At 58.9% G+C, this 16,092-nt stretch carries 13 protein-coding genes; 7 read left to right on the top strand and 6 right to left on the bottom strand.

Annotation, left to right across the window (positions count from 1 at the left end; all coding sequences use genetic code 11):
- Window positions 1-44: 44 nt before the first annotated feature.
- The gene (locus tag HDG39_RS27780; protein ID WP_184010470.1) at window positions 45-707 is read right to left on the bottom strand and encodes a dihydrofolate reductase family protein; all 663 of its coding nucleotides are present in this window, start codon (window positions 705-707) and stop codon (window positions 45-47) included.
- Window positions 708-971: 264 nt separating this feature from the next.
- Here HDG39_RS27780 and HDG39_RS27775 point away from each other — a divergent pair, with 264 nt between their 5' ends.
- Together HDG39_RS27775 and HDG39_RS27770 are read left to right on the top strand one after the other, a co-directional pair.
- Window positions 972-1,481 carry a DUF1269 domain-containing protein gene (locus tag HDG39_RS27775; protein WP_184010468.1) on the top strand — a complete coding sequence of 170 codons (510 nt, stop codon included), beginning with the start codon at window positions 972-974 and terminating at the stop codon, window positions 1,479-1,481.
- 146 nt (window positions 1,482-1,627) lie between these two features.
- On the top strand, window positions 1,628-2,755 hold the full coding sequence (locus HDG39_RS27770) for an aminotransferase class V-fold PLP-dependent enzyme (protein ID WP_184010466.1): 1,128 nt from the start codon (window positions 1,628-1,630) through the stop codon (window positions 2,753-2,755).
- Window positions 2,756-2,834: 79 nt separating this feature from the next.
- Here HDG39_RS27770 and HDG39_RS27765 read toward each other — a convergent pair whose 3' ends face one another.
- Window positions 2,835-3,230 carry a VOC family protein gene (locus HDG39_RS27765; protein WP_184010464.1) on the bottom strand — a complete coding sequence of 132 codons (396 nt, stop codon included), beginning with the start codon at window positions 3,228-3,230 and terminating at the stop codon, window positions 2,835-2,837.
- Between the two features lie 449 nt (window positions 3,231-3,679).
- Here HDG39_RS27765 and HDG39_RS27760 point away from each other — a divergent pair, with 449 nt between their 5' ends.
- The 4 genes from HDG39_RS27760 to HDG39_RS27745 all read left to right on the top strand — a co-directional run bounded on the left by HDG39_RS27760 (window position 3,680) and on the right by HDG39_RS27745 (window position 7,194).
- Window positions 3,680-4,018, top strand: coding sequence for a P-II family nitrogen regulator (locus HDG39_RS27760; protein ID WP_026226100.1), 339 nt, complete (start codon window positions 3,680-3,682; stop codon window positions 4,016-4,018).
- A 27-nt stretch (window positions 4,019-4,045) separates the two neighbouring features.
- Window positions 4,046-5,470 (top strand): ammonium transporter, encoded by a 1,425-nt coding sequence (locus HDG39_RS27755; protein ID WP_184010462.1) that lies wholly within the window; start codon window positions 4,046-4,048, stop codon window positions 5,468-5,470.
- Window positions 5,471-5,521: 51 nt separating this feature from the next.
- Window positions 5,522-5,893, top strand: coding sequence for a hypothetical protein (locus HDG39_RS27750; protein ID WP_260328297.1), 372 nt, complete (start codon window positions 5,522-5,524; stop codon window positions 5,891-5,893).
- 134 nt (window positions 5,894-6,027) lie between these two features.
- Window positions 6,028-7,194 (top strand): porin, encoded by a 1,167-nt coding sequence (locus tag HDG39_RS27745; RefSeq protein WP_184010510.1) that lies wholly within the window; start codon window positions 6,028-6,030, stop codon window positions 7,192-7,194.
- Window positions 7,195-7,411: 217 nt separating this feature from the next.
- Here HDG39_RS27745 and HDG39_RS27740 read toward each other — a convergent pair whose 3' ends face one another.
- The 4 genes from HDG39_RS27740 to HDG39_RS27720 all read right to left on the bottom strand — a co-directional run bounded on the left by HDG39_RS27740 (window position 7,412) and on the right by HDG39_RS27720 (window position 14,648).
- Window positions 7,412-9,205 (bottom strand): hypothetical protein, encoded by a 1,794-nt coding sequence (locus HDG39_RS27740; RefSeq protein ID WP_221305882.1) that lies wholly within the window; start codon window positions 9,203-9,205, stop codon window positions 7,412-7,414.
- Window positions 9,206-10,078: 873 nt separating this feature from the next.
- On the bottom strand, window positions 10,079-11,836 hold the full coding sequence (gene nodU / locus HDG39_RS27730; RefSeq protein ID WP_311667496.1) for a nodulation protein NodU: 1,758 nt from the start codon (window positions 11,834-11,836) through the stop codon (window positions 10,079-10,081).
- Window positions 11,814-12,443 (bottom strand): nodulation methyltransferase NodS, encoded by a 630-nt coding sequence (gene nodS, locus HDG39_RS27725; RefSeq protein WP_184010456.1) that lies wholly within the window; start codon window positions 12,441-12,443, stop codon window positions 11,814-11,816. The genes nodU and nodS overlap by 23 nt, the downstream gene beginning before the upstream one ends.
- Window positions 12,444-12,635: 192 nt before the next feature.
- On the bottom strand, window positions 12,636-14,648 hold the full coding sequence (locus tag HDG39_RS27720; protein ID WP_184010454.1) for a carbamoyltransferase family protein: 2,013 nt from the start codon (window positions 14,646-14,648) through the stop codon (window positions 12,636-12,638).
- Between the two features lie 488 nt (window positions 14,649-15,136).
- On the opposite strand from HDG39_RS27720, the gene HDG39_RS27710 reads away from it, so the two are divergent.
- The gene (locus HDG39_RS27710) at window positions 15,137-16,084 is read left to right on the top strand and encodes a LysR family transcriptional regulator (protein ID WP_184010451.1); all 948 of its coding nucleotides are present in this window, start codon (window positions 15,137-15,139) and stop codon (window positions 16,082-16,084) included.
- Window positions 16,085-16,092 lie beyond the last annotated feature (8 nt).

Genomic DNA, 16,092 nt, shown 5'->3' with positions numbered 1-16,092 from the left:
GTGATTCACTGAAGTTTGCGGTGCAAGAGGCCCTCAGCGAGTGCTTAGGCGTCCGTGTGCCCTTGGCGCCTTAGGACGACATGCGTGGCCTTCTCCGACGCTACGAATTCAACGCATTCGTACCTCAGAGCCCGCAAGTCGACCCCTTCGAACAGCGATTCTCCCCGACCGAGCAGGACCGGCGCGACGGCAATGTGCAGATCATCGATGAGGCCCTCGCGAAGATACTGCTGAATTGTGTCCGGCCCACCGCCGATCCGCACGTCCATTCCGGCAGCGGCCTCGCGTGCACGGTCGAGCGCCTCGCGGATGCCTCCTGTTATGAAGTGGAACGTCGTGCCGCCTGCCATCTCGATGGGGGGACGAGCGTGATGGGTCAAGATGAAGACTGGAACGTGATACGGTGGATTGTCTCCCCACCAGCCTTTCCAGTTTGTGTCCGGCCAGTCCCCACGAATGGGTCCGAACATGTTGCGCCCAAGAATCCAGGCCCCGACATTCTGAAAACCACGGGCGGCGAAATCATCGTCAACCCCGGTCGTACCGTCGTCCTTGCCGAACAAGGCTTGCTGGAACGTGTGTGTTGGGACTAGCCACTGATGCAGTTCCGTCCCGCCAACGCCGAGCGGATTGTTGATGTCTTGATTCGGGCCTGCACCATATCCGTCGAGCGAGATGGTGAAGCCCGCAACGCGAACGCGTGTCATCGTTTGCCTCCGTTTAGACGCCTAACGTAATGTGGACCGCAAAGCTGCATGGTTTACCGGAACTACGCGAAATAGTCTGGCAGCAGATTTTTGCTCAACCATATGTCTCCAGGAGAAGTTTTCCGAATTTGTAAGCTGGCATACAGCGGCGACCCTCGATCCAAACACGGCACGCACCTGCCCAGAGCCAACTTTTGCCTGCCACAGGCGTACGATGAACGTCATCGTCCCGTTTGAGGACGGCTTGATTGATGGAGGGTCGAGATGAGACGTCTTTATTTCCTCGCATCTGACACGTCGACGGCGAAGGCGATCGTAGACGACTTGCTGCGGACGCGGATCACATGGCGACATCTCCATGTTCTCGCGAATCACAGCGTCGCACTCGAACCGTTACCCGAGGCAACTTTGCTGCAGAGCAGCGACGTCGTGCACTCGCTCGAACGAGGCGTGGCGCTCGGCGGTGCGACCGGAGCGCTTGTCGGCCTCGTGGCGCTGGCGTTTCCTCCCGCGGAGCTCGCGATTGCGGGCGGAGCCGTCATCGCATTGACGTTGGCGGGTGCCGGCTTCGGGGCCTGGACGGCCGCGATGATCGGCGTCTCCGAACCGAATGCACGACTCGAGCGCTTTCGGGACGCCATCCGTGACGGCCAGCTCCTGATCATGGCCGACGTGCCTGGATCGCGCGAGCAGGAGATCGAGCAGATGGTCGCGCAGCATTTTCCGAAGGCCGATATCGAGGGCGCGGAGCCCACGACGCCGATCTTCCCCTGAGAAGCAGTCGGGAGGAGGCGAGCGGCGCCATCTTTGGGGCGACAGCGATCGAAGAAGGGCGGGGACGTCTCGGCCGATACCGTTGCAGGCGGCTTTCGTTAGAATCTGTTTTCGATTCTTTTACCCGTCAATTACCGGAGGCGAACGTGCCAGGTTTACTTCCCGATGTCGACCGCGAGGGACTCCTCGAATATTCGGTCGTCTACACCGACCGATCGATCAATCACATGTCGCAGCTCTTTCAAGGAGTCGTACGCGATATTTCCGGCGCCCTGAAAAAAGTCTACAACGCGAAGTCGGCCGTGATCGTCCCGGGCAGCGGGACTTTCGGCATGGAAGCCGTCGCCCGGCAGTTCGCGACGAACAGGAAGTGTCTGGTCATCCGCAATGGCTGGTTCAGTTTCCGCTGGTCGCAGATTTTCGACATGGGCGACATTCCGTCTGAATCGATGGTGCTGAAGGCGCGTCCGGTCGAACGAGGTAGGCAGGCCGCATATGCACCGGCTCCGATCGAAGAAGTCGTCGCTGCGATCAAGGAAAACAAGCCGGATCTGGTCTTTGCGCCGCATGTCGAAACCGCATCCGGGATGATGTTGCCTGATGCCTACTTGCGCGCGGTGTCCGACGCGGTGCATGCCGTCGGCGGCATGTTTGTACTCGATTGCATCGCCTCCGGTACGGTCTGGGTGGACATGCAGGCCAGTGGCATCGATGTCCTGATCAGCGCACCGCAAAAAGGATGGAGCGCGTCACCCTGCTGCGCAATGATCATGCTCAGCCCTCTCGCCCGCGAAAGAATCGACGCAACGACCAGCACCAGTTTCGCTTGTGATCTTGGGAAATGGCTGCAGATCATGGAAGCCTACGAGAACGGCGGATTCGCGTATCACGCCACGATGCCCACGGACAGTCTCGCGACGCTGCGCGACGTCATGAAGGAAACCGAGGCATATGGCTTCGAGAAAGTCAGAGCTGAGCAGCTTGAACTCGGCAAGCGCATTCGCTCACTCCTGACTGACAAAGGTTTCAAAAGCGTGGCGGCTGAAGGTTTTCAGGCTCCTGGCGTCGTGGTCTGCTATACGGACGATGACGGCATACGATCCGGCAAGAAATTCGCCGATGCCGGCTTGCAGATCGCGGCCGGTGTTCCCCTTCAATGCGACGAGCCAGAAGACTTCAAAACCTTCCGCGTCGGTTTATTTGGCCTGGACAAACTGCATGACGTCGAAGGCGTGGTCGCCAGGCTCGCCAAGGCGTTGGACAGTATTCTTTAGAGCGTTTTTCCAAAGCACGTGCGCGTGGCTCGCTCTCGCGACCGTATCGGCGGGAGCATTCCGGAAGCTGCTGGAATAGTTACGCCGCAGGATCGTGACAACAAACGCAAATCTTGTTTCCCTCCGGGTCGCGGAAGTACGCCCCGTAATAGTCCGGGTGATAGTGTGCTCGCAAGCCGGGAGGACCTTCGCAAGAACCTGAGTTTGCCAGCGCGCTAGCGTATGCGTTGTCCACTGAACGACGATCAGGCGCAAGCAATGCCACCATTTGGCCGTTTCCGTGTTCTGCTGCGTTGCCGTCATATGGCCTGCCGATAAGGAAAAGCGGACGCGGCATACCCTCAGCCATCCAACCAGCCCACGGTTTATCTGGCTCGCAAAACTTCAGTCGATGTCCCAACTCGCTCATGACGACCGAATAGAACTTCAACGCACGGTCAAAGTCATTAACCCCAACGAAAACATGCGAAATCATCCTGATCTGTTCCTGTTCGAGTCGCGATGTCTTTGCACGTTATCACGGCGGAGTCGCGCTCGACCTGTTAGACACTCGCGAGCGTCGGGCACGCGAGGGCACCCTGAAAGCCTGGTTTAATGAATGTGTAATCGCAAGCGACAGAACCGTGCACATATGCCCCCGATTGGGCGGACGACGGGAAACCGCGCTCGCACATGGTGCCTCGGTACATCCAGTCCGTACGCCGAATTCCGCCAAGAAGCCTTCTGACAGGTCAGCTGCCCAATCCCGCTCCGTTCCTCACAACATCCATCCGAGCGACATAGGACCCGAAGCGCGGCTCCGTCGATAACTCCCCGCTCCAGTACCTGCCGTGCGAATGGCATGACAGTTGCTTTGAACGTCTCCGCGCTGAGCCACGGTCATTCGCGGCCAACATCGGGATCGACGTTCAACGGAGAGGCAAATTGAAACTAATCAGTGCAGTCATCAAGCCATTCAAGCTTGATGAGGCTCGAGAAGCCTTGTCATCGCTTGGCGTCTCTGGAATCACGGTTACGGAGGTCAAGGGTTTTGGGCGTCAGAAAGGGCACACCGAACTGTATCGGGGCGCGGAGTACGTCGTCGATTTCCTGCCGAAAGTGAAGATCGAGGTCGCCGTCCCGGACGACATCGTCGATCAGGCTATCGAGGCGATCGAGCGTGCGGCGCGTACCGGAAAGATTGGTGACGGGAAGATCTTCGTGACGCCGATCGAACAGGTGATCCGGATCCGCACCGGCGAGACCGGCGCCGACGCCCTATAAAAAACACTGGGATAAGAGGAAAGAGAGATGCGCAAACTGTTGATGACGTTGTTGATGGCCGGCTCATTGCTCGCCGGCGGGCTGGGCTCCGCATTCGCGCAAGACGCCTCGGCGCCCGCGGCCGCCTCCGTGCCGGTCGCGCAAGCGTCCGCGGCTCCAGCAGCACCGGCCGCGGCGGATGCCGCTGCATCGGCACCGGCCACCCCAACCGCACCGTTCTCGGTCGATTCATCGAAGATCAACTCCGGCGACACCGCGTGGATGCTGACCTCCACCGCGCTGGTGCTGTTCATGACGATCCCGGGTCTCGCGCTGTTCTACGGCGGCATGGTCCGCAAGAAGAACGTGCTCGCGACGCTGATGCAAAGCTTCGCGATCACCTGTGTCGTGACGATCGTCTGGACCGTGGTGGGCTACAGCCTCGCGTTCACGCCTGGCGGCTCGTTCATCGGCGGCTTCTCGCGTGTATTCATGACGGGCATGAACTACATCAAGGGCGACAAGGCCACGACGCTGACCGTCAGCCACCTCGCGCCGACGATCCCCGAGACGGTCTACTTCGTCTATCAGATGACCTTCGCGATCATCACGCCGGCGCTGATCACCGGTGCGTTCGCGGACCGCATGAAGTTCTCGGCGATGCTGGTGTTCATGACGCTGTGGTCGATCATCGTCTACTCGCCAATCGCGCACATGGTGTGGGAGCCGAGCGGCTGGCTGGCTAGCGCGGGCATCCTCGACTTCGCGGGCGGCACGGTGGTGCACATCAACGCCGGTATCGCGGGCCTGGTCTGCTGTCTGGTGCTCGGCAAGCGCGTCGGCTACGGCAAGGAAGCGATGGCGCCGCACAACCTGACGCTCACGCTGATCGGTGGCGCGATGCTGTGGGTCGGCTGGTTCGGCTTCAACGCGGGTTCGGCTGTGGCAGCGGACGGCCGTGCCGGCTTCGCGATGTTCGCGACGCAGGTGGCGACCGCCGCGGCGGCGCTCGCGTGGATGTTCGCCGAATGGGCGGCCAAGGGCAAGCCGTCGGTGCTCGGTATCGTGTCGGGCGCGGTCGCGGGTCTGGTGGCGATTACGCCGGCGTCGGGCTTCGTCGGTACGCTCGGGGCGCTCGTGATCGGTATCGTCGCGGGTGTGGTCTGCTTCTGGGCGGCCACGTGGCTCAAGCACAAGCTCGGTTATGACGATTCGCTCGACGCATTCGGCGTGCACTGCGTGGGCGGGATCGTCGGCGCGCTGTTGACCGGCGTGTTCGCGGTCAAGGACATCGGCGGCGCGGACGGTGACGTGATGCTGCAACTCAAGGGTGTCGCGACGACGCTGATCTACAGCGGGGTGGTCTCGTTTGTTCTGCTCAAGGCAATCGACGCAGTGATGGGGTTGCGTGTCGCCGAGGAAGAAGAGCGCGAAGGACTGGACCTGGTCCTGCATGGCGAGGCGGTCGAATAACGGTTGCGCCGCGGATGGAGCGGGGACGACGGTCACTTTCCGTTCGCTGGGGTGGCCGCCGGTACTGCCGAAGCACGCCCGGACGAGCGAGGAGGTCGTGCCGGGTCCGAGCAACCGGATTTCCGCCAGCCGATGAAAAAGAATAATCAGCAGCATGTTGTCGTACTGGTTGTTCTCATGTCGCAAATCGCCTTTTTGGCAATGTTCGCATTCGCCGAACATGTCGTCAGGCATAACAGATGGCTTGCCGCAGGATTCGGGTTCGACTTTTTATTCGGGCTGATTCTGTCGGTCGGCTTTGTCGGGATGTGGCGCACGCGCTCCGCCGATTCAGATTTTCTCGGATTTCTTCTGGCCAATCCGGTTGATCTGGCGATCGTGATTGCGACCGCCGGTCAGCTAGTGGCTATTCTGCTTGTTTGATGCGATTGGAAAGCGCATTTCGATTTAGAAGCAGATCGGTGCGAGTTGACCATCCCACGTGGAATGTGCCGGATGGAACTCCAATCAAAAAGAGCTGTTCTATTTTTCTGCAATCGCAAATGGGACATAAAGGCATGAAAAAAACCTTGGTGGCAATCGGGGTCTTGGGCGCATTTTCGGTTTCCGCGTATGCGCAAAACAGCGTGACCCTGTACGGTCTTATCGACACGGGACTCATCTATACCAACAACCAGGTCGGTCATAGCAATTGGCAAATGGCGACCAGCTCCACGCAGAATACGGTGTTCGGCCTCAAGGGTACTGAAGATCTGGGAGGTGGTGTTCGTACGATCTTCAAACTCGAGCAGGGCTTCAATCTAAACAACGGTAGCCAGGCTTTTCCGGGTGACGCCTTCGGTTCTCAGGCCTGGGTTGGGCTGCAAAGCGACAATCTCGGCACCGTGACGTTGGGCCGCCAGTTCGACGTGCTGAACGACCAGCTCGGACCGATCTCCGCGGGCAGCAACACGTGGGGCGGCAACCTCGCCGCACACCCGTTCGAGAACGACAACCTGGCGGCTGATTCGGTAGTCGTCAACAACTCGGTCAAGTATGTGAGCCCGACCTATGCCGGCGTGACGTTCGAAGGCATGTATTCGTTCAGCAACAAGGCGGGAGGATTCGCTGACAATCGCGCGTACGGCTTTAGCGTAGGTTATGCGCAGGGCCCAGTGAATCTTGCTGGCGGATACCTGCAGTTCAATAACGCAGGCGGCGGCTTATCGGGCACGAATCCGAATGGGGCAATCGCGCAGGGCGACGGCAGCGCGAACTTCATCGCGGAGCGCCAGCGTATCTGGGGCGCCGGCGGCAATTACACGTTCGGCCCCGCAACTGTCGGATTCGTGTGGAGCCATACTCAGATCGACAACATGGCGGGCGTCATCTCGCTGGGCCTCGGCAGCTATCTGCCGCTTGGCGGCAATCTGCGATTGGACAATTACGAGGTGAACGCACACTACTCGGTGACGTCTGCGTGGAGCGTATCCGGTGCCTATACGTTCACTGACGGTGCTTACAACCAGGGGGCCACGAAAGCCTCTCCAAAATGGAATTCGGTCATGCTGCAGACCGACTATTCGTTGAGCAAGCGTACCGACGTGTACCTGGAAGGCGTCTATCAGCATGTTCATGGCGCGCCGGCGGATTCCGTGCTCGCAGATGCGATGATCAATACCCTCTCGCCATCGTCGACGGGCACGCAGGTCGCGGTCACCGTGGGACTGCGACACCAGTTCTGATCTTCTGATTGCACGAATCGTGCGCTGTAGCGATGCGGCTGTGGGCGTAACGTGATGCACGGACACAGCCGCGTCGCAACAGAGGTCGCCTGACTCGCAACTCGTCGCCCCGGGCTACGAGACCTATCGTGGCTTCGGCCGGGACGGGTTATCCGTCAACGTCTTACGCAGGTCGGATCGACCGTAGGCAGCGCGCGGACTCAGCGAGTGCGGACGCTCAGCTATCGGGATGGCCCGCGACAAAACTGGCGAACGCATTGTACGGAAGCGCAAGCGCCGTGCCGTTGATCATCAGACCGTAGGTTGCGTCCCCGCTATCGAGCTCGTAATACATCGCCGATTGAATGTTCTTCGTCTTTCTCGCCTGATAGTAAGTGAGCAGGCGCGACGTGATGTAGTTGGCCCGGTACGCCTCGGTCTTCTCCGGTCCTGTGTTCCATTCCGAGATCACGAAGGGGACGCCATATCGGGCCTTGCAATAGGTGGGCAAATCGAAGCCCGGGCCGGACCCGTCGGAGCCGATATCGAAGATGTCGCCGTATACCTCGTAGTTGTGCCATGTAGTCAAGTCCCACCTGACGGTCGAATGGCCGCTCGTGCCATCGGGCTGCTTGCCATCCCACAGAGCGTCGGATGCGCCGGTGTCCGCGACGCAAAAGTTGACGCCGCATTTAGCATCCGCCTGCACCGACTTGACCCCGTCGATCATGCCGCGCATCGCGCCGCGCATCAGCGGCCAGTTCGCATTGTTGAAGTCGACGACGCTCGTTCCTGCGTTGGTGGAGTCGAGAATGATCCCGTTCGCGCGCGTCAGTTCGTTGCCGCATTCATACAGGGTCACGCCGTGGGGTTGCAATGCCGTCGCGACAGTTACCGCGCAATTGAAGCCGCGCGTGTAGGCGGCCGATTCGCTCGTGAACAGGTTGCCGTTACCGTCGTAGATGCCGACATCGATCAGCACGAAAAGGGTCAAGCCCGCTGGCTGGAACGCTTGTGCCAACGCCACGACCGCGGCGAGTTGCGGTGCGTAGTCGGTACAACTGAGCCGGTACGTCGAGCAGCCCAGGGCTTGCATGATCGACACGAGCTGCGACGTCGAATACAAATAGTCGTAATGCCCGTTGATACCGTGAAACGAGCCGGCCGGCGCCGCGGTCACGATGCGCGGATCGTTGCACGGCAACCATTCATCCGCATCGGCGCACACGTAGAACTGGCCGCCGGTCGATTGTGCCCAGAACTTGCCGCCGTACCACAGCAGAAGCGCCGCATTCGACATCGTGCCGACGGCACTCCGATCGCGGTACACGACACCGTTCACGACGGTCCATATCGTGCCGACCTTGTCGATCAGATACGACGCCGGCGGGATCATGGTGCCGTCGGCGGAGGTGCCGCCCAAACGTGGGTCATTGCACGACTGCCATCCCGAACCATTCCATCCGTAAAATTGGCCGCCGGTTCCCTCGTGATAGATCGTACCCCCGTACCAGAGTATCAACGAGACGTTGTAGGTGTTGCCCTCCGCGACACCGTTCCTGTAGACAGATCCGCCGACCAGGGTCCACGACGCGTTCTGACTGTCGATAATCACTGTCGCCGGCGGGATGGTCGTGTTCTGTGGCGAAGCGTTCGAAGCGTTGCCGGGTGACCCCGAGTTCGGGTCCGACGGAGAGCCAGAACTGTCGCCCGAGGTCGAGCCGGACGTACCGGTGGACGCTGTTCCAGTCGAGGCGGTCGGCGACGAGCCGTTCGCCACCGTCGTCGTGCCGCCAGTCGAAGTCGTAATACCGGAACTGGTCGTGCCCGTCGAGGTCGCGAGACCGGAGGTTGCCGTGCCCGTCGAGGGTGCCGCCGTCGTGCTCGACGGGTTCGTGGAATTGCCCGTGGAAGAGCCGCCGGCATCCGCAGTACCGCTATCACCACCACCACCACCACCGCCGCACGCGCTCAATACGACGCCTCCGCCGAGCGCAGTGAGACAACCAAGAAATTGACGTCGCGCAATCATGACAATAGCGCGAGCTGCCGCGAGGCGGCCCGCAAGGAATCCGGAGGGAAGTTGGGGAGTCCTTCGGGTCGCGAGTGCGTCGCGTGAGCCGTTCAGGACATTCGATGCGCGGTCGTGGGTGGTCTCTCGTTGCGACCGATCACTGAGTGCGGCAAGTCATGCCTGTCTGTCGGCACAATCTGCGCATGGGAGCAGGGTTGTGCCGAAATAAAATCTTTTCGCTCGCAATGGACGAACTGCGAAAAGATTTCACTCTGCGGGTGAAGGCGTGGGAATCGGACGCTGGCTGCACAGCGGCAGACTCAGACGGGCGATCGCAATGCCGCTTATGTGTGATGCGGCCCGACGATGCCCAGCCGCGCGATGCTGTACCGGCGCATCGTCAGGCTCGGGATCGTGGGGCCTCATCGGGTTTAACGGGAGCCGTTGGTTTGCTTCGGTTCTGAAGGGCAGTTTTCAGGACAGTAAGTGGTTCACATGATTGCATTCCGGCGCAGATTGCGAGACACCCAGCCTTTGGCTGCGGCAGTCACCCCCAGAAGCCTGCTGCAGTCTGGATAAGACCTCGCGCATCTTGAGCAGGTCGAGAAATCCGACGATGCGCACCGTCCTCTTTCTCATCGCCGGAAAGCTGGATTGCTCCAGCTTCAACCCGCACCCCCCGTGAGCCCCGTTACCCACAGCATTTTTGAAGAAGATGCCAAGTTTCCGAGGATGGCATCGAGGTTCCGCGGGTCGATGAGCAACCTCCGCCCGGGATAAGTGCTTGCGAAAATCGAGCCAAGGGCGGCCTGCTGATCGTCTTCGGACCGTAGCGATAGAGCGAGCTGCCGGGACAATTGATCGCGTCGTACTGACCACTGAGCTGCAACGTCAGCAATCTTCGAACGGCGACGTAGCGAAAAGTGTTTCGTCGACTGACGGCGACAGACCAGTCCTGGTCAGTAACAAACCATCGCACCACACACGTTCGACGCGTCCCCACACACAGGCTGAAGCAGCGTCCGGGAAGAAACCTCGTCCGTGATAGTTGGCGCTCGTGTTGCAGAGCAACGGAATTCCCGTCAGCTTTTCGTATTCGACCAGAAGTTGCGCCACCGGATGCTCGGAAGTCCTTGAGATGGTCTGCAATCGGGCAGATCCGTCAAGATGCACGACGGCAGGGATTTTTTCTCGCCATTCCGCGCGCGTCTGATGATCGAACAACATATAGGGATCAGGGCTGCCCGGGCTAAAAATGGTCGGCGCACGATCCTCAAGGCAAATTGGCGCCACGGGACGGAAGTGCTCTCGAAACTTGATGTCGTTGAGATGATCCTTCATTGTGGGCAAAGTCGCGGCGGCCAGAATGCTTCTGCCCCCCAATGCTCGTGGTCCGAGCTCGGCCCGGCCGGCAAGGAAAATGACGGGCTCGCTACTGGCGAGTATGCCGGCGAGTTCTGCAATGGAGCAAGTAGACGCCGTCCATCCGGGCGGTACTTGGCAACCTTTTAAGGCCGGTCCGCTATATACCGACCACTCTAGCGGCACGAACCCCTTCTCAGCTGCCAGCGCGCAACAAGCGGCGCCAATCGCAGACCCGCTATCGTTGGGAAACGGCGGCACCCAGATTGCGTCGAACAAACCGCTCGCGCGCAGGGCGCTGTTCCATTTGATATTGAGTCCGCATCCGCCGGCGATGCACAGATTTTTCGGCCCCGCAATCGAATGGCGCTGCAGCGCGATACCCATTTCATGAACGAGAAGACGCTCGAGGAATACATGGAACGAGGCGAGTACGTCTTCGGGCGGCTTGGCTTCCAGTCGCAGCGCGCTTGCTTCGAAGAACTCTCCTACAGCCGCTAGTGACGCGTCCGCGCTGTGGATGTTCTCGCGATAAGCTTGCGCACACTCCGTGTCGCCAGCAAAGCGTGCCTGATAAAGCTCGCGAAATACCTCAACGATATCTTCGTCAACGGAGCCCAGCGCGATGTAAGCCATCAGCTTGCCGGCCACACCCAGATCCCACCGGGCGCCGCCCGGCTTCTTATAAGGACCAAAGTGATGACCCGCCGCAGCGTAGATGTGACCTATCACGGGGAACAGGCAGTCAACATGGCGGGCGTGGTGGCGTTCTACATGATAGAGGCGTGGGACGATGCCACCATCCCACACCAAACAGAATGCGGGTTGCTCGCTTTGGGCAAAGGGACTGGTGCAGTACGCGGAGGCCACATGGCCTGACACGTGAGGATAGCTTTTATAAGGAAAGGACTGGCCGCCGACAAGCAGTCCGGAGCCGTCGAGCGAAGCGAGAAGATCATCGGCTCGGCGTTCGGCATAAGGGGCCCCTTTCAGGCTGACGGGAATCGACCCACTGAGGACGCGAAACTGCGACTCGACTACTCCGTCCCAGCCGTCGATGACAAACTGGTCGATATCGTGCGCATCGAAACCATGCTCGGCCAATGCGATCGCGATCGCGTCGAGGTCGTCGATCGCCTGATACCGCGGATTGTTGTCTCGCTTTTCCTGCTCCACGCAAAAAACCAGTTTTCCATCCTCGACAAGGGCGATTGCTCCGTCGTGCGTCAGTTTGATCCCACAGATGCGCATAATATCTCCCGGCCTAACGCTGGTAAGTTGATCCACACGAAGGCGAAGCCGCGTTCCGAAAACAGGCGAGCAGACAGTCTTCATTCAACGACTGACCGACGCACCTCAAACGATCGATTTCAACCAGCTCTTCTTCCAGGATGGCTATGACCGTCTCGGCTCCGGCAATGTGGCCCCATCGCCGGCAATTGGCGTCATGTGCCGATCCGAAAACCAGCTGTCCACCGGGCGCAAGCATCCGTGCTAAATTGCGGACAGCCGCACGCACCTCGGCGCTGCCGTCGAGGTAATAGAGAACCTCCGCGACCACGACCAGATCGAACTTTTGCTCAGTCGAAAAATGCTGGACATCGGAGACGATCCAATTGATGTGTGGTGGGTCCATCATCCGTTCGCGTGTCTTGGCAATTGCGTGTGGCACGATATCGATCACGGTGAGCCGTTGGCAGTGCGGTGCCAATTTTTCCGTGAAGGCTCCGCCTGCGCATCCGACTTCGAGCGCATGTGTGACGGATCCCTGCGAAAGTGCCATCCGAAGCATTTGCCTGTGGCGCTCGTGCTCAAAGGGATTGCTGTCGAGCTGCCATGGATCGTCTGCGTCCAATTCCCGACGCAGCAATTCGAAGTTCGTTTGATGTGTCAATTCCGCCTACCTTTATGGTGCGCCGCTGCAAGTGTCCGGACCTTGGGCCGGGACTGGTGCTCCGTTGGACACCGGCGTGTTGGTACAAGAACTACACGGCGGCCAAACGCTATTGTTTAAAGTTCTAGAAAAATAGCTCGCGAGCGCTGTTACCTAGCTTCAGATCTTCAGCCACTCATTGGAAGGGTGTCGTTACCGTGATAACGTCCGTGAGGGATGTAGCCGAACCCGACGCTGTTCCCACAATCCGCGCAGCTCATTGACGAGGGCTTCACGTCGAGTCTGCTCTGGCGTAATCGTATCGAGAAGATGTCCGAGCACGGCTTCGCCTTCGATCCGCATCAGCAGATCGAACAACTCATGTGAAATACGCACACTGTCACAGTTCGAGCCGCCGGTGCGAATTTCGCACACCGTCTCCTGACGATCCCGCGCTGTGTGAGCGCGGACTCGATAGAGCGATGCATAGGGCGGCAGTGAAACCGCGAGCGCAGTCCAATGTTCCTGCGTTGCGGGCCGCTTTTTGACGAGGAACGGCCCGACCACAAGTCCATCCAGCTCTGTCGTCAGAAACGTGGCAATCGCGTCTGCAACCGAATCTACGATCGGCTCAGCATTGTTATTAAAGGAAGTATTGAGCAGAATTGGGATTCCTGTGTGCTTCTTGAACGCATTAATAACGTCCCAGTAGGCGGGATTGGTCTTGCGCGAAACTGTTTGCAACCGCGCTGTACCGTCAATGTGCGTGATTGCGCCGAGCAAGGCACGCTTGGAGTCGCGCACGCGAACTACAAAATTCATAAAAGGGAATTCGCGGGTGCCCTCAGGGAGGTCAAAAAATTCGTGCGCATCGTCCTCGAGCACTGATGGCGCGAACGGTCGGTAACCCTCGCGCTTCTTGACCATGGCGTTGATCCGGTCCTTGTTGGCGGCCGGCCTGGGATCGGCAAGAATGCTGCGGTTGCCAAGCGCGCGTGGCCCGAACTCCGAACGACCCTGCACCCAGCCGATCACGGCGCCATTGGCCATCCAGTCGGCTGCTCTGCCTGCCACGTCATCACTGCGTTCAACGTCGAGGTGTCCGGCCCACGCATTCAATTCTTGCTCCACGACTAGATCGCGCCCAATATCGGGCCCCCAATAAACGTCCTGCAATCGCTCACGCGGCGGGGGCCGACCGAAGTCGTTTGACATCATAAGGGCAGCGCCTAATGCGCAACCGGCGTCATGCGCTGCGGGCTGCACGAAGATGTCTTCGAAAAGTCCCGAATACAGCAGCTTACCGTTCATGCTGCAGTTATGAGCTACTCCTCCGGCTATACACAGCCGCTTCATACCGGTGACCTCGCGATGATGGCGGAGAATGTGAAACACGATCCGCTCCAGCGCTTCCTGCAATGAAGCACCCACATCTCGATGCTGCTGTGTGAATGGCATTCCCTTTCGCCGGACCTGGATGCTGCGGAGCAACGTCGGACCGATGCGGTCCAGGTAGACGCGGTACTCACCGTTGGCGGACAGTTGATAGAATTGCTCGAAGAGCCCGCGATAGGGAGCGGGATCCCCAAAAGGTGCAAGCCCCATGACCTTGTATTCGTCGAACAAGCCGTAACCGAGATACCGGATGGTTTCGAGATAAAACAGCCCTAGAGAATCATGCTCTGCGAAAGTCGCGAGTTGCGTAATTTCGGTTCCAGATCCGAGCGCCAAGAGCCCCGAGAGGAAATCACCGCCGCCATCGACCGCGAGGATCAGACTTTGCTCGAATCCAGACATCGCAAACGCGCTCACGGCATGCGCCAGATGGTGACTCACGAATGAGACTCGCGAAGGATCGACCTCGGTACCGAATTCCCGCATTAGTAAGTTACGCAGAAACAGCTTGGCATCCACCGGAATGGAGATGTTCGGCTGGGACAGGAACAGGCGTTCGAGCATGACGTTGCAATAGGCCTCGGTAGCGTAAAACGCGATGTGGTCGATATCGCTGAGCTGAATCCCTGCGGATGCGAGGCAGTATTGAATTGAACTGCTCGGGAACTTGTTAGAGTGCTTGATCCGGTTGAGGCGCTCCTCTTCGACGGCCGCTATTACGCGTCCGTCCCGGACAAGCACCGCAGCGCCGTCGTGCAGAAATGTGTTCGGCAGTTCGAGTGAATTTTCATGAACTTTGTCTAGCCCGCCGCTCACTCCTAAGCACAGCATGTCTCTCTCCTTCATCGTGGTGGGAAGGCCCTATTGGCAAGACTCGAATCCCTACCACCTAAGTAAGGCAGGGTATCGCTCACCGCTGGGAACACCGGTCAGACGTCACCAGCCCCAAAGAATCTCGCCGCAATTCATGAAAATTCTGTACCGTTTGGTCCAGGGGTTGCGTTTCTTGGCGCTGAAGGATGGCGCCAAGAAAGCTGAAGCGCTGGAACCCCGAGGAAATCTCCAATCTCTGCCAAACATGCGGCGGGTTCGCGAGGAGGCTCCCGATGCATGTGATTGGTCGACAACTGCGGCAACGTGATTTCCTCGGCTTCGCTCAGTTCTACGACACACTTCATCCACTACCTCGGCACCACGATGGCGCCAGCAGGTTTGTGAAATTGAAATGGATCTACCAGGAACACTATCCTCCATGTCGTACAATTCGTAAAATCGATTGTTTTGATGGAACACATCTACATTATGGATAACTTGGGATCATGCGTTTCAAGGGCCTCGATCTAAATCTCCTCGTCGCGCTCGATGCTCTGATGACCGAGCGTAATCTCACCGCGGCGGCACGCAGCATCAACCTGAGCCAGCCGGCCATGAGCGCGGCCGTCGCCCGGCTACGCACCTATTTTTGCGACGAACTATTTACGATGAGGGGCCGGGAATTTGTCCCAACACCGCGTGCAGAAGGGCTCGCTGCGCCAATCCGCGAGGCTCTGGTGCACATCCAGCTCTCCGTTATTTCCCGGGACGTCTTCAACCCAGCCAAATCGGATCGCCGCTTCAGGATCATCCTTTCCGATTTCATGGCAGTCGTATTTTTTCGAAAGATCGTGGAGCGTATTGCACGGGAAGCTCCCGCCGTCAGCTTCGAATTGCTGCCACTTGCCGATGATCCCGATGAGGTTCTCCGGCGCGGCGAAGCCGATTTTCTTATCTTGCCGGAAATGTTCATGTCGAGCACGCACCCTAAAGCGAAGCTGTTCGAGGAGACGCTCGTGTGCGTAGGCTGCCGCACGAACAAGCAGCTATCAGGGCAGCTCACATTCGAGAGATATATGTCGATGGGGCACGTTATGGTCAAGTTCGGACGTACGCGGCAGCCCTCCATCGAGGAATGGTTTTTGCTTGAGCACGGTCTCAAGAGACGGGACGAGGTCATCGTGCCGAGCTTTAGCATGATCCCGCCTATGCTATTAAACACTGACCGTATAGCGACGATGCCCTTAAGGCTGGTCAAGTATTTCGAAAAAATGATGCCTCTGCGGATCGTCGAACTTCCGCTGCCACTTCCCGCATTTACCGAGGCCGTCCAATGGTCTGCCCTTCACAACAGTGATCCGGCAAGCAATTGGATGCGGGAGATAATATTGCAGGAGGCGTCACGCATGATTGCTCCGCGTAAGACCACGCGAAGACCAATCCAGCCAAGTTAGGAAATGGG

The sequence above is a fragment of the Paraburkholderia lebeckiae genome, assembly GCF_014201005.1.
In the GTDB taxonomy this organism is placed as follows: Bacteria; Pseudomonadota; Gammaproteobacteria; order Burkholderiales; family Burkholderiaceae; genus Paraburkholderia; species Paraburkholderia tuberum.
The sequence above is the reverse complement of the archived record's forward strand: the minus strand, read 5'-3'. Positions and strand labels throughout refer to the sequence as shown.

Coding starts and splice junctions, on each gene's coding strand:
- HDG39_RS27780 (WP_184010470.1), bottom strand. CDS start 707: ATGACACGCGTTCGCGTTGCGGGCTTCACCATCTCGCTCGACGGATAT.
- HDG39_RS27775 (WP_184010468.1), top strand. CDS start 972: ATGAGACGTCTTTATTTCCTCGCATCTGACACGTCGACGGCGAAGGCG.
- HDG39_RS27765 (WP_184010464.1), bottom strand. CDS start 3,230: ATGATTTCGCATGTTTTCGTTGGGGTTAATGACTTTGACCGTGCGTTG.
- HDG39_RS27755 (WP_184010462.1), top strand. CDS start 4,046: ATGCGCAAACTGTTGATGACGTTGTTGATGGCCGGCTCATTGCTCGCC.
- HDG39_RS27745 (WP_184010510.1), top strand. CDS start 6,028: ATGAAAAAAACCTTGGTGGCAATCGGGGTCTTGGGCGCATTTTCGGTT.
- HDG39_RS27740 (WP_221305882.1), bottom strand. CDS start 9,205: ATGATTGCGCGACGTCAATTTCTTGGTTGTCTCACTGCGCTCGGCGGA.
- HDG39_RS27720 (WP_184010454.1), bottom strand. CDS start 14,648: ATGCTGTGCTTAGGAGTGAGCGGCGGGCTAGACAAAGTTCATGAAAAT.
- HDG39_RS27710 (WP_184010451.1), top strand. CDS start 15,137: ATGCGTTTCAAGGGCCTCGATCTAAATCTCCTCGTCGCGCTCGATGCT.